General features: G+C 61.6%; 13 protein-coding genes. 6 read left to right on the top strand and 7 right to left on the bottom strand.

Annotation, left to right across the window (positions count from 1 at the left end):
- Positions 1-105: 105 nt before the first annotated feature.
- Together ACMUJL_RS18390 and ACMUJL_RS18385 are read left to right on the top strand one after the other, a co-directional pair.
- A complete protein-coding gene (locus tag ACMUJL_RS18390; RefSeq protein ID WP_375571879.1) occupies positions 106-708 on the top strand; it encodes an SLATT domain-containing protein in 603 nt (200 codons plus the stop codon).
- A gap of 59 nt (positions 709-767) precedes the next feature.
- On the top strand, positions 768-1,526 hold the full coding sequence (locus ACMUJL_RS18385) for a reverse transcriptase domain-containing protein (RefSeq protein WP_375571881.1): 759 nt from the start codon (positions 768-770) through the stop codon (positions 1,524-1,526).
- Positions 1,527-1,569: 43 nt separating this feature from the next.
- On the opposite strand, the gene ACMUJL_RS18380 is transcribed toward ACMUJL_RS18385, so the two are convergent.
- Positions 1,570-2,526: an IS5 family transposase gene (locus ACMUJL_RS18380; RefSeq protein ID WP_375568772.1), complete on the bottom strand. Its 957-nt coding sequence runs from the start codon at positions 2,524-2,526 to the stop codon at positions 1,570-1,572.
- A gap of 21 nt (positions 2,527-2,547) precedes the next feature.
- On the opposite strand from ACMUJL_RS18380, the gene ACMUJL_RS18375 reads away from it, so the two are divergent.
- Positions 2,548-3,222, top strand: a complete 675-nt coding sequence (locus tag ACMUJL_RS18375; protein ID WP_375571883.1) for a hypothetical protein — start codon at positions 2,548-2,550, stop codon at positions 3,220-3,222.
- 292 nt (positions 3,223-3,514) lie between these two features.
- On the opposite strand, the gene hppD is transcribed toward ACMUJL_RS18375, so the two are convergent.
- Positions 3,515-4,609, bottom strand: coding sequence for a 4-hydroxyphenylpyruvate dioxygenase (gene hppD, locus ACMUJL_RS18370; RefSeq protein ID WP_375571885.1), 1,095 nt, complete (start codon positions 4,607-4,609; stop codon positions 3,515-3,517).
- Positions 4,610-4,761: 152 nt separating this feature from the next.
- Here hppD and ACMUJL_RS18365 point away from each other — a divergent pair, with 152 nt between their 5' ends.
- A complete protein-coding gene (locus ACMUJL_RS18365; protein WP_068286862.1) occupies positions 4,762-5,217 on the top strand; it encodes an Lrp/AsnC family transcriptional regulator in 456 nt (151 codons plus the stop codon).
- Positions 5,218-5,238: 21 nt separating this feature from the next.
- Positions 5,239-7,116, top strand: a complete 1,878-nt coding sequence (locus ACMUJL_RS18360) for a monovalent cation:proton antiporter-2 (CPA2) family protein (protein ID WP_375571887.1) — start codon at positions 5,239-5,241, stop codon at positions 7,114-7,116.
- A gap of 9 nt (positions 7,117-7,125) precedes the next feature.
- Here the strand turns inward: ACMUJL_RS18360 and cobT are convergent, their stop codons facing one another.
- Positions 7,126-8,142 carry a nicotinate-nucleotide--dimethylbenzimidazole phosphoribosyltransferase gene (gene cobT / locus ACMUJL_RS18355; RefSeq protein WP_375571889.1) on the bottom strand — a complete coding sequence of 339 codons (1,017 nt, stop codon included), beginning with the start codon at positions 8,140-8,142 and terminating at the stop codon, positions 7,126-7,128.
- Between the two features lie 79 nt (positions 8,143-8,221).
- On the opposite strand from cobT, the gene cobS reads away from it, so the two are divergent.
- Positions 8,222-8,983: an adenosylcobinamide-GDP ribazoletransferase gene (cobS, locus tag ACMUJL_RS18350; protein WP_375571891.1), complete on the top strand. Its 762-nt coding sequence runs from the start codon at positions 8,222-8,224 to the stop codon at positions 8,981-8,983.
- Between the two features lie 59 nt (positions 8,984-9,042).
- Here cobS and ACMUJL_RS18345 read toward each other — a convergent pair whose 3' ends face one another.
- From ACMUJL_RS18345 to ACMUJL_RS18330, 4 genes are all read right to left on the bottom strand, one after another.
- A complete protein-coding gene (locus ACMUJL_RS18345; RefSeq protein ID WP_068286869.1) occupies positions 9,043-9,552 on the bottom strand; it encodes a CarD family transcriptional regulator in 510 nt (169 codons plus the stop codon).
- A 323-nt stretch (positions 9,553-9,875) separates the two neighbouring features.
- Positions 9,876-10,214, bottom strand: coding sequence for a ferredoxin FdxA (gene fdxA, locus ACMUJL_RS18340; RefSeq protein ID WP_068286873.1), 339 nt, complete (start codon positions 10,212-10,214; stop codon positions 9,876-9,878).
- A gap of 65 nt (positions 10,215-10,279) precedes the next feature.
- Complete coding sequence (locus tag ACMUJL_RS18335; protein ID WP_068287076.1) at positions 10,280-10,633, bottom strand: RNA-binding S4 domain-containing protein; 354 nt, start codon at positions 10,631-10,633, stop codon at positions 10,280-10,282.
- A gap of 33 nt (positions 10,634-10,666) precedes the next feature.
- Positions 10,667-13,567 carry a helicase-related protein gene (locus ACMUJL_RS18330; protein WP_416914382.1) on the bottom strand — a complete coding sequence of 967 codons (2,901 nt, stop codon included), beginning with the start codon at positions 13,565-13,567 and terminating at the stop codon, positions 10,667-10,669.
- Positions 13,568-13,579: the final 12 nt, after the last annotated feature.

The raw sequence follows: 13,579 nt of genomic DNA, 5'->3' as shown, positions 1-13,579 counted from the left end.
GGCCTTTGTAAGTAACAGGCGAAAGTCTGGCGCTTGCAATATGGCGCCCATCTTCGAAAGAGGATCAAGAACCATGAAAAATTACGTCCGCACACCCAAAAGCACATGACAGAACCAACAAAGCTAGACAAACTTCACGACCGCATTTGGATAACTGAGCGTTGCCATATGAACGCTGAGAAGCGCAGTCGCTTTCTTGAAATTTATTTCCACATTGTTCTTGCCTTGTTCGCGTTGGCGTCAATCTGCATCTCGGTAGTAGGAGATGCACAGTACGTTCGGTTTAGTGAAAGCATTTTGAGTTTCACGTCTATCACGACGCTTTGCCTTTCGTTACTAATTTTCGGTTTTAAGTTCGGTGAAACTGCCGCAAACCACAGATCTTGCTATCTCTCGTTACAAAAGTTGCGTGGGAGCGCAGAAACTGATCCACATAAACTCGAAGAGGCTTACATTAAAGTACTGGGACATCACCCAAACCATACAACCGGCGACTATATGCGTTTAGCAATAAGTGACATTTTTGAGGACGAACAAAGTCTTATGTCACCAGATGGAAAAAAGGTCCGTATCGGATGGTGGCGGCGCCTTTCATATGCTCTCAGCTGGGCACTGTCTCGAGTATTGCTGGTAGTCTTTTCGATTACGCCATTCTTTTTGGTGAAATATGGCATTGACTTCACGAGCATTTTGAATCAGCAGCCATGAATTTGAGCTCCACAGTGGAATTCTCTAGGCATTTTTCGGAGCCTAGCTTGCAAGAGATCGTGGACCTGCATCTGAAAGAGGGTGTGGCACGCGGCGTGGATGGAACAAGCTATGAGCGCTTTTTACAATGCCGTGATCAAGAAGTCGGTCTAATTTCCCAGCGTGCTCTAGCTGGAAGATACAAATTCTCTCCGTACCGACAGAAGTTGATACTGAAGAATGCTGAAAGCCCACCAAGACAGGTTTCGATACCGACACTGCGAGATAGGGTCGCGCTACGCGCGCTGAATAACTTCCTAACTAGTATTTTTCCCGACTGTCGGCCGCAACATGCTCATCCAGTAATTAGTTCGGTCCTTGCTGCTATCGGTAATATGGTCAGTGATGATCGTTTCATAAAGTTGGATATCCGCTCATTTTACGATGAAGTAGATCATGAAATTCTTATGCGAAATTTAAGAAGACGTATAAGAAGCGAGAATCCATTGAAATTGATAGAAGACGCGCTGAAAACTCCCACTGGCGCTACCGTTGCCTCTCAGTCCACCAACGAATTAGGAATACCCCAAGGCTTAAGTATTTCCAACCTTTTGTCCTCCATTTATCTCAAGTCGATTGATGACAGATTTGGATCCCTGCTCGGTGTAAGCTATCACCGATACGTTGATGATATCTTGTGCATAGCAACCGCGTCGGAAGCCAAGGACGTTGCAGCAGAAGGAAAGTCTGATCAACGGCCTCGGCTGCGCCGATATTGCCGCTTGAGGGCACTATGGGGCCAGACAAGCACCGTTTCCAGTGATTTTGGCGCTGTTTGAGCCGCCTGAGCGGCGTTGATGCCGATTTCCGACAGACTCGTCCTCATGCCAGTAGCCGTCGTCGGACGAGGAACAGGTTGCCGAGCGCGAACAGTGTGAACAGATGGGCCCGGTTCTTTGCCAAACCGCGATACCGCGTTTTCATGTGACCGAACTGCCGCTTGATGACCCGGAAGGGATGTTCGACCTTGGCGCGCACCATGGCGATGATCCGGTTGATCTCCTCGTCGATGGGGTCGAGCTTGCCGCCCTTGGGCGCCTTGCGCATCACACCCCAGACCTTGCCATCCTTGCTGAACGCAGCCTCGCGCTCGGCGCTGACATAGCCCTTGTCGGCCCAGACCGACTTCTCTTCGCCATGGAGCAGTTCATCCCAGACCCGGCTGTCATGCACCTTTGCGGTCGTGGCCTCTAGGCTGTGGACAGTGCCGCTGTCCACGTCGACACCGACATGGGCCTTCATGCCAAAATACCAGTCATTGCCCTTCTTTGTCGAAGACATCTCGGGGTCCCGCGCCCTGGCCTGGTTCTTGGTCGAAGACGGCGCATCGATAATCGTGGCATCCACCAGCGTGCCAGAGCGCAGCGTGATCCCCTTGTCTGCCAGATGCGCGTTCACTTCGGCGAAGATCACCTCGGTCAGCCCGTGACGCTCAAGAAGATGCCGGCAGTTGAGGATGGTGGTCTCGTCGGGGATGCGGTCATAGCCCAGTTCGATCCCAGCGAAGCGGCGCATCGCTTCACTGTCATACAGCGTCTCTTCGGCCATCGGGTCGCTCAGGGCGTACCAATTCTGTAGGAAGTAAATGCGCAGCATCGTCTCCAGCGGCATCGGAGGCCGCCCGCCCTTCGGCCCAACCTTCGGGTAATGTGGCGCGATCAGCGCAAGCAGCCGCCCCCACGGAACCACCGCATCCATCTCTGCCAGAAACTGCTCGCGCCGTGTGATCTTCTTCTTCATCGCGTCGCAAAGGCCGGGAATGGCGGGCTGTTTGGGCATGAACACGGTCTCCTTCGATCGATGCCCGCAGCCTACCACATCACACTGAAACCGGCAGGTTTTTCAGACTTTCCAGAAGTCATCAAGCGACTAAAAAGAGAGAAGAAACTTGTCTGTCACCCTTTGGGTAAAGGGAAATCTCTGATTTCAGAACCAAACGCCAGCGTAAATTATTTGGGATATGAAATCAGCAAAGAAAGAATCTCTGTTCGCACCGCGACCGAGAAGAAACTCATGTCCAGTATCATGGAGATAATTTTTGGGGCGCGGCCTGAGGCTCCCGAACGAGCACTTTGGCGCGTCAATCTACGCATAACAGGGTGCAGGATTTCTGGCACAAACCTTGGTTGGATTTTCTACTTTTCGCAGATTGATGATCTTGCACTATTAGCAAAAATGGACACTCAAATCCGAGCTGCCGTGGTATCGCGATTTGGCGAGGCAGCAGCCGGACGTATCAAGAGACTTATCAAGGCTTATCACCAAGCCAAGTACAATCATCGTGACAGCACCTACTTCCCGGATTTTGCGAATTACACTCGGGAAGAGATGGAACAACACCTTGAACTCCTTGCACCGGGGCGATTTCGAAATATGGCTTCGAAAACCGATGCCGAGATTAAGCGAATCTTCAGTGCCTCAGTTTGGCGAGAAGTCAAACGTATGGAACGAGACACGCTCGGCAACTTTTCGTGATTTGAAGTCACCTCTATAAACTCGATTTGATAGTGCAACCTTAATCAAACTTTCTATGCGGACCGCCAGATGGTTCCCATACCCAACGTGCGCCGTCGTAGCTTTTGGCCTGCATAGGTAACGCCCTTCAACAACACGAAACCACAGTCAAACCCCTTAAAAAACAGCAAACACCCCCGCCCAACCCATTGATATCATTGGCTTCGGAAAATGTCCCATCGTGGGACGCCCCCCCCAGGACAGCAAAACGCCCCCGGCGATGCGGGGGCGTGGGCGTCCGTCCGGGCCCGGCTTACTCCGCCGCGATTTCGCCGGCGTTGATCTGCTCCTGTTCGATCGACTCGAACAGCGCCTTGAAGTTCCCCTCGCCGAACCCGTCATCCCCCTTGCGCTGGATGAACTCGAAGAAGATCGGCCCGATCACCGTCTTGGAAAAGATCTGCAGCAGGATCTTCGTCTCGCCGCCATCCACCACGCCTTCCCCGTCGATCAGGATGCCGTGCTTCGCCATCCGCTCCAGCGGCTCCTCATGCCCCTGCACCCGCGTCTTGCTGAGGTCGTAATAGGCCGCAGGCGGCGCCGGCATGAAGCGGATGCCGCGATCGAAGATCTCGTCCGTCGCGTCATACAGCCGCTCGGTCCCCACCGCGATATGCTGGATCCCCTCGCCCTTGTATTTCTTGAGGTAGGACACGATCTGCCCCGTCTCGCCCCGATCCTCGTTGATCGGGATGCGGATCCGCCCGCAAGGCGAGGTCAGCGCGCGGCTGAACAGGCCCGTGTACTTGCCCTCGATGTCGAAGAACCGGATCTCGCGGAAATTGAAGATGGAACTGTAGAAGCCGAACCACTTGTCCATGTTGCCCTTGTAGACATTGTGGGTCAGGTGATCGAGGTAATAGAACCCCACGCCTTCCGGCTTGAACTGCGTCAGCCAGTCGAATTCGCGGTTATAGGGGCTGGTGTCGTGATACCGGTCGATGAAATAGATCAGCGATCCGCCGATCCCCACGATGGCCGGCACGTCCAGCGTCTTGTCGGCGCCGGTATATTCCACCGCCCCCTTCGACACCGCATGCGCCAGGGCCTTTTGCGCATCCACCACGCGCCACCCCATCGAGGGCGCGCAGGGCCCGTGCTCTTCGACGAAGCGCGTCGCCATCGACCCCGGTTCGGCATTCAGGATATAGGTGATATCGCCCTGCTGCCACAGCTCGATATCCTTGGTCTTGTGGCGGCCGGTCAGCGTGTAGCCCATCCTGGCGAAGAGATCGCGCAGCTCTTCGGGCTGGGGATGCGCGAATTCGACGAATTCGAACCCGTCGGTGCCGGCCGGGTTCTGCGCCGAGATGATGGCTTGCGGGGCGTCATGCGGGAAAGGACCCATGGCGATGTCTCCTGTTGGCTGTTGGCTGTCCTGTTGCGTTGGCACCATCATACGCGCATGCAAACCGGATATTTGCGCATTTGGAGGCTTATGTTTTTCGATTTTCGCGATAGAATGACAGTATTTCAAAATATCATGCGGGAAATGCGCATATGCTGGACGAGACCGACAAACGCCTGCTGGCCGCATTGCAGAAGAACGCGCATCTGACCGCGCAGGAACTGGGCGAGGTGCTGAACCTGTCGCCCAGCCAGGCCGGGCGGCGGCGCCAAAGGCTTGAGGGCGAGGGTTACATCACCGCCTATGCCGCGAAGCTGGACCCGCTGAAGCTGGGCCTGCATGTGCAGGCCTTCGTGCAGGTGCAACTGGCCACCCATGGCCCCGAACAGTCGCGCAGCTTTGCCCGGCTGGTCGCCACCCAGCCTGCGATCATTTCGGCATGGACCCTGACCGGCGATGCGGATTACCTGTTGCGTGTCTATTGCGATGACCTGCCCGCACTGAACCGGCTGATCCACGAGGTGCTTTTGCCCCATGCCGCCGTGGCGCGTGTCCAAAGCCAGATCGTGATGGACCAGTTCAAGCAGGACGCCCCCCTGCCCACCTGACGCCAACCCCAAGGAGCCGCGATGGAAACCTTCCTCTACCAGGCCTCGATCTACCTTGCCGCCGCCGTGATCGCCGTACCGATTGCCGCGCGCCTTGGGCTTGGGTCGGTGCTGGGCTATCTGGCCGCAGGGATCATGATCGGTCCCGTTCTAGGCCTTGTGGGCACGGAAACTCAGGATTTGCAGCATTTTGCCGAATTCGGCGTGGTGATGATGCTGTTCCTGATCGGGCTGGAGCTGGAGCCGCGCGCGCTGTGGGACATGCGCCACAAGCTGCTGGGGCTGGGGGGCGCGCAGGTCGTGCTGACAACGGCCGCGGTGATGGCGGCGGCCATGGGCTTTGGCCTCGACTGGAGCATGGGCCTTGCCGTGGGCCTGGTGCTGGCGCTGTCCTCGACCGCGATCGTGTTGCAGACCCTGTCGGAAAAGGGGCTGATGCAGACCGGCGGCGGGCGATCCGCCTTCTCGGTCCTGCTGACACAGGATATCGCGGTGATCCCGATGCTGGCGCTGATGCCGTTGCTGGCGATGCCGCTGGTGGCGCGTGTCGGCCCCAATGGCGAGGTGCTGCGCCCCTCAGACATGGCTGATCACGGCCATTCCATGTCGCTGGTCGATGGGCTGCCCGGCTGGGGTGTCACGCTGGTCACGCTGGGGGCGGTGGCGCTGGTCATCCTGGCGGGCATCTACCTGATCCGGCCGCTTTTCCGGTTCATCCATCACGCCCACCTGCGCGAGATGTATACCGCGCTGGCGCTGCTGATCGTGCTGGGGATCGGTTTTCTGATGATGCTGGTGGGCCTGTCGCCCGCGCTTGGCACCTTCCTTGCGGGCGTGGTTCTGGCCAACAGCGAATTCCGGCACGAGCTGGAAAGCGATATCGAACCCTTCAAGGGCCTGCTGCTGGGCCTGTTCTTCATCACGGTGGGCGCCGGCATCAATTTCGGGATGCTTTTTGCCGAACCGCTGCTGCTGATCGGGATGACACTGGGGCTGATCCTGCTGAAAGGCGTGATCCTTTACGGGCTGGGCCGGGCCTTCAAGCTGAAGGGTCGCGATCAGTGGCTGTTCACCCTGTCGCTGGCGCAGGCGGGGGAATTCGGCTTCGTGCTGCTGTCCTTTTCGGTGCAGCAGAACGTGCTGCCGCCCCATCTGGCCGATCAGCTGTTGCTGGTCGTGGCCCTGTCGATGCTGATCACGCCGCTGCTGTTCATCCTGTACGACCTTCTGTCACGCCGCCTGACCGAGGCGGGGGACGCCACCCCCGAGGACGAGATCACCGAACAGGGCGCGGTGATCATCGCGGGCATCGGGCGGTTCGGGCAGATCGTCAACCGTCTGGTGCAGGCCAGCGGCTTCAAGACGGTGGTGCTGGACCACGACATCGCCACGATCCAGCTGATGCGCCGTTTCGGGTTTCGCGGCTTCTTCGGCGATCCGACCCGGCCCGAGCTGCTGCATGCCGCGGGTCTGGACAAGGCGCGCGTGCTGGTCGTGGCGCTGGACGATCCGGCCGCGGCCATCCGGCTGGTGACCTATGCCCGCCAGCAGCGCCCCGATCTGCACATCATCGCGCGGGCGCGCGACCGCACCCATGTGTTCCAGCTGTTCCAGGCAGGGGCCAATGACATCGTGCGCGAGCTTTTCGACAGCTCGCTGCGCGCGGGCCGCTACGTGCTGGAGAACATGGGCCTGACGGAATACGAGGCGTCGCAGGCCGAAACCGTGTTCTACCACCATGACCGGGACGCGCTGCGCCAATTGGCCGAACTGTGGGATCCGAACCTGCCCGCCGAACAGAACACCGCCTATATCAAGCGGGCGCGCGAGCTGAACAAGGAGCTTGAGGTCCAGTTGCTGGCCCGGATGGAACAGGATCGGCCCGCCGAGGCGGGCTGATCCGGCAGCTTACGCCCCGGATACGCCGGCTTCGGCAAAGGTCGCCATGCCGGAATGACAGGCGACCGCGCCCTTGATCACGCCGATCGCCAGCGCCGCCCCGGATCCCTCGCCCAGCCGCAGACCCAGTGACAGGATCGGTGCCTTGCCCAGATGCGCCAGCAAGGGCGCATGGCCGGATTCGGCGCTGACATGGGCAGCAAGACAGTGATCCAGCGCACCCGGCTGTGCCGCGTCCAGACAGGCGGCAGCGGCGGTGCAGATGAACCCGTCCAGCAGCACGGGAATCCGCAGGTGCCGCGCCCGCAGGATCGCCCCCGCCATCGCCGCCAGTTCGCGCCCGCCAAGGCAGCGCAACGCCGCGATCCCGTCGGTGCGTGCCTGGGGGTGCAGGGCGACGCCTTCGGCCACGACCTGCGCCTTGAGGGCAAGCCCCGCATCATCGACGCCAGTCCCGCGCCCGACCCAGTCGGCTGCAGCGCCACCACAGATCGCATGGGCCAGCGCCGCCGCAGAGGTAGTGTTGCCGATCCCCATCTCGCCCGTCACCAGCAGATCGGCGGCAGGATCGACGGCATCCCAGCCGGTGCGCATCGCCTCCAGCAGCTCTGCCTCTGTCATCGCGGGCTCTGCCGTGAAATCCGCCGTGGGCCGGTCCAGCGACAGCGCATGCACATCCATGCGCGCGCCAAAGGTGCGCGCCAACTGGTTGATCGCAGCCCCCCCCGCGCGGAAATTCAGCACCATCTGTTCGGTCACGGCCGCCGGAAAGGCCGACACACCCCGCGCTGTCACCCCGTGGTTGCCAGCAAAGACAATGACTTGCGGCGCATCGACATGGGGGCGGTCGGTGCCCTGCCAGCCCGCCATCCAGATCGCCAGATCCTCCAGCCGGCCCAGTGCGCCGGGGGGTTTGGTCAACTGCCCGTTGCGCGCCATGGCGGCTTGGACCGCGGCGGCATCAGCGGCGGGCAGATCGCGCAGCGCGGCGCGCAGGCTGTCGAGGGTCGGAAGGCTCTGGGTCATGCGCTCACTCATTGAACAGGGGTGCGATCCCGTGTTTAACCGAAGCACCCCCAAGAGCAAGACAGCGAGAGACGCATTGATGCCGCAGAACGACAGCAACCTTGCCCGGCCCGGCGACATCGTGGCAGGTTTCGTGCTGCTGACACGCCTGCCGGTGCGCGCATCCGAGGCCGCCCTGGCGCGCGGCGCAGCGGCGGCCTGGGCCTGGCCGGTGGTGGGCGCGCTGCTTGGCGGCATCGCAGGTCTGGCGGCGCTGCTGGCCATGTCCCTGGGCTTGCCCGCGCCGCTGGCGGCGGGGCTGTGCCTTGGGCTGATGGCGATGATGACCGGCGCGATGCACGAGGACGGTCTGGCCGACACGGTTGACGGGTTCTGGGGGGGCTGGACCCGCGAGCGGCGGCTTGAAATCATGAAGGACAGCCATATCGGCAGCTATGGCGTGATCGCGCTGATCCTGTCGCTGGGCCTGCGCTGGCTGGCGCTGAGCACGCTGTTCGAGGCCGGGCTGGCCTTGCCCGCCCTGATCGCGGCAGGGGCCCTGTCACGCGCCGTGATGCCCGCGCTGATGCATGCCCTGCCCCCGGCCCGCGACGGCGGTCTGTCGCGTTCGGTCGGGCGCGTTTCCTTCGACACGGCGGTTCTGGCGGCCGCCGTGGCGATGGTTCTGGCCTTGCTGGCGCTGGGTCTTGCGGCCCTTCCGCTGGTGCTGGCGGTCACGGTTGCCGGGTGGGGCATCGGGGCGCTGGCCCGCGCCAAGATCGGCGGACAGACCGGCGACATCCTTGGCGCGGCCCAGCAAATGGCCGAGATTTCACTGCTGCTTCTGCTCGCAAGCCTCTGAGACAAAAGAAAAACCGCGCCCCGAAGGGCGCGGCTTCATTGCTGCCGCAAGCTCTGCGATCACGCGGCGCGCGACACCAGCACCTCGTCAACCTGCTTAGCGGCCATCACCTCGTCGCCACCGCTGACGGCGGCAACTTCGCGGGTCAGACGCTCAAGCGCAGCCTCGTAAAGCTGACGCTCGGAATAGCTTTGTTCGCGCTGATCGTCGTTGCGGTGCAGGTCGCGCACCACTTCGGCAATGGCGATCAGGTCGCCCGAATTGATCTTCTGCTCGTACTCCTGCGCACGGCGCGACCACATGGCCCGCTTGACCTTGGCCTTGCCTTTCAGCGTCGACATCGCCTTGGACACGACATCCGGGCTGGACAGCGACCGCATCCCGATCTCGGTGGCCTTGTTGGTCGGCACCCGCAGGGTCATCTTGTCCTTCTCGAACGAGATCACAAACAGTTCCAGCGCGATCCCCGCGATTTCCTGCTCTTCGATCGAGATGATCTGACCCACGCCATGGGCCGGATAGACCACGTAATCATTGGGACGAAACTCGGACTTCTTCGTTTTGCTCATGCAATCTTTCCTCGCAGCGATCCTGGGCCCTGCGCGACAAAATCACGGCCGAGATTATCGCTAATCTCGATTACCGGGTCATGTCTCACAGAAAATCCGTCCTCAGGCTGCGCTTGGCGGGACGGGGGCCATGGATCTACATCATGTATGCAGATCATATCACAAAAATTACACATACGGAAGCAGGACGCGATGCACGGGCCGCTACAGGGCATCGAATCCCTTGTATTTCAGGGGCTTGCAAGGCTCGAGACGGGGCCGGACAGCCCGCGTGGATGACATCACGGCGTCACCCCTGCCGAATCGGGTCGCGCGCGCCGGGTTCAGCCGCCTTCGCCGGGTGCTTCGGAGAAGTATTTCTCGAGCTTGCCGGTCTCGCCGTCGCGTTCCTCGGAGTCGGGCAGCGGATCCTTTTTCGAGATGATCACCGGCCACTTTTCCGAGTATTTGCGGTTGAACTCGACCCATTTCTCCATGTCCGGTTCGGTATCGGGGCGGATCGCATCCGCAGGGCATTCCGGTTCGCAGACGCCGCAATCGATGCATTCGTCAGGGTGGATCACCAGCATGTTCTCCCCCTCGTAGAAGCAGTCCACGGGGCAGACCTCGACACAGTCGGTGTATTTGCAGGCGATGCAATTGTCGATGACGACGTAAGTCATGGCAGTCTCTCAAATCTGCGGCCCGTGTCGGGCCCTTTCAGGCCTAGCTAGAACAGGCGTCGCCGTCATTCAAGCATCCGACGACGATCAAGGTCAAATATCCGACGATCCCGCTTGGTCGGGCGTCCGCCGTCCTGCGGTTGCGGCACGGATGGAACATCCTCCCGCGCGGGGGTCATGTCTTCGTAAAGTGTCTGTGCTTCGGTTGCCGGTCCGCGCCGCACGCCATGGGCCAGAACCCGCACGACACGCACATGATCACCCTGCATGAAGGTCAGGACATCCCCCGGCGCAATGCCCTGGGCGGGTTTCGAAGCCTTCACGCTGTTGATGCGCACATGGCCCGCGCTGACGATGGCTGCGGCAAGCGTGCGGGTCTTGAAGAACCGCGCATGCCACAGCCATTTGTCGATCCGCATCCGTGCCGCAGGCGCGTCCAAGGGGCGCCCGCGTCAGGTCTTGTCGCGCAGCCCCATCAGGGCAGCCGCAAAGGGATTATCCGGGTCGATCCGGTCCTTAGCGCGCGGCGGGCGCGCCTCGTAGGTCTTGGCGCCCTGCTGCGGCTTGTCGCCGTCGCGGCCCCTGCCCTTGCCACGGTCCTGACCACGGGCATCGCGGCCGGGCTGATCCCCACGGGGTTTGCCCTTGCCACGCGGCTTGCCGCTGCGCTCGCCACGTTCGCCACGATCCGCGCGCGGCTCGCCGTCGGCCTGCGGTTGCGCAGTGGCGGCACCCTGCGGGGCCGGACGACCGCGCCCACCGGGGCGGCCCTGCTGCGAGGGGGGCTTGCGGCCCCATGTGAAGCTGTAGAAGACTTCCATTTCAACGGGTTCGGCAGTTGCCTCCGCCTGCGGTTCGGCTGCAGCCTCGGCCGTGGGTTCGGTCGGCGCCGGGGCATTTTCCTCGGTCGCGACGGCTGCGGCATCTTCGGGCGCGGCGGCAACCGGAGCATCGGCCTTGGACGCCTCGACCGCCTTGACCTTGGCCCGTTCGCCGCGTTCGGCCTTGTAGCCAAGCCCCTGCATCAGGTCCGCGAACTGATCCAGCGTCATGCCGGTGATCGACAGCATGTCGGCCTTCGCCTCGAAGCCGGTGCGGCTGTCCTCGGCGCGCAGCATGTCCGCCAGACGCTCCAGCATGTCGATGCGAATCGCCCGCTCGCCTGCCGCGCGATAGCCCGACATGATGTGAAACTCGGGGTGCGCATCCTTTATCGCGGGCACCGTCACCAGACCCGGCGGCGGCGCTTCGGGGAATTCATCCAGGCCCCGCGCCAGCGACCACAGCACCAGGCGCAGGCGCGTGGGGGCGGGTTTCAGCAGCAGCGGCATGAAAACGGTGAACTGGCCAAAGCGGATGCCGTGCTTGCGCAGCGCGCCACGGGCGTCCTGATCCAGGGCCTTGACCTCATCGGCCACGCTGGCGCGCGGCAGGATGCCCAGGTTTTCGACCATGCGGAAGGCAAAGCCGCGCGCAAGGCCGTTCAGCGCCTCGTCCCGGCTGAGCGCCAGCAGGGGCTCGAACAATGCCGCGATCTTGCGATCGATGAAATGCTGCAGGCGGCGTTGCACCTTTTGCGCCACGTCGGGCCCGGCTTCGTCATCGACGAAGGCCGCGACCTGCGGTTTCAGGGGATCAGCCCCCGCCACCAGCTTGCCCACCGCCTGATCGCCCCACATGAGGCCACCCTGTTCGGTGAAATCGATCTCGGTATCGGGCGCGTTGTAGAAACGGTCCGCCCTGAGATTGAAATGCGGCACAAGCGCGGAAATGCTGGCCTGACGGATCGTCTTGGCCTCCTGCGCGGTGGCGTCACGGTCCTGACGGAACCGGAACCCTTCGAGGCGGCCGACGAATTCACCTTCGACGGTCACTTCACCCTTGTCGTTCACTTCGGCCAAAAGGGCCTCCTTCTGCTTGAGCCGCCGCAGCAACACGGATGTGCGCCGGTCCACAAATCTCTGGGTCAGCCACGCATGAAGCGCATCCGACAAACGATCTTCTACAGCGCGCGTGGCCTCGCGCCAATGACTTTCATCACGTACCCAGCCGCTGCGCTGCGCGACATAGGTCCATGTGCGGATAAAGGCCAGACGTTTCGATAATGTGTCAATCTCGCCCTCGGTGCGATCGATCCGCTTGATCTGTGTCGCCAGCCAGTCATCGGGGACACGGCCGGACTGATGCAGGAAGTTGAAGATCGCTTCCAGCAGGGTCGCGTGTTCGGCGTGGCTGATCCCCCGGAAATCTGGAATGCGGCACACATCCCACAGCAGCCGGACCGAGGCCGCATCGGACGCGCGGGCGCGCACCTCAGCGACCTGTGACAGGGATTTGAGCGCCATCAGGTCATCCGCCTCGCGCACACGCACCAGCAAGTCATCCTGTGGCGCATCCTCGAGCGAGGCGATCAGCGCATCCAGCTTGCCGAATTGCAGCGCGTGATTGCGCCACTGCAGCTTGCGGATCGGGGTAAAGCGATGCTCCATGATCGCTTCGGCCACCTCGTCATCCAGCGGTTCCGCCTCGCCGGTCACACCGAATGTGCCGTCGGACATGCCGCGCCCGGCGCGGCCCGCGATCTGGGCCAGCTCGTTCGGCGCAAGATGCCGCATCCGCCGCCCGTCGAACTTGGTGAGCGAGGAAAAGGCGACATGGTTGATATCGAGGTTCAGCCCCATGCCGATGGCATCGGTGGCGACAAGGTAATCCACGTCACCGTTCTGATAAAGTTCGACCTGCGCGTTGCGTGTGCGGGGGGAAAGCGCCCCCATGACAACCGCCGCACCACCTTTCTGGCGGCGGATCAGTTCGGCAATCGCATACACATTATCAACTGAAAAGCCAACAATCGCGCTTCTTGCAGGCATACGGCTTATCTTTTTCGAACCTGCATAGGTCAGGCGCGACATCCGGTCGCGGCGCATGAACTGCGCCTGCGGGACCAGCGCGGCGATGGTGCCGCGCATGGTGTCGGACCCCAGGAACAGCGTCTCGTGCAGGCCGCGCGCGCGCAGCAGACGGTCGGTGAAGACATGGCCGCGTTCGGGATCGGCGCACAGCTGGATCTCGTCCACCGCCAGGAAATCGACGCCCATGCCTTCGGGCATCGCTTCCACCGTACAGACCCAATACTGGGTGCGTGGCGGCACGATCCGTTCCTCGCCGGTGACCAGCGCCACCACGGAAGGCCCGCGCGCCGCGACGATCTTGTCATAGACCTCGCGCGCCAGCAGTCGCAGCGGCAGGCCGATGATGCCCGTCCGGTGCCCCAGCATGCGTTCGATGGCATAATGCGTCTTGCCGGTATTCGTCGGCCCGAGGACCGCCGTGATCCGTGAAGGCTGCCCCATGGGCCTGTTCCC

The organism is Seohaeicola sp., assembly GCF_048006315.1.
GTDB lineage: Bacteria > Pseudomonadota > Alphaproteobacteria > Rhodobacterales > Rhodobacteraceae > Seohaeicola.
The sequence above is the reverse complement of the archived record's forward strand: the minus strand, read 5'-3'. Positions and strand labels throughout refer to the sequence as shown.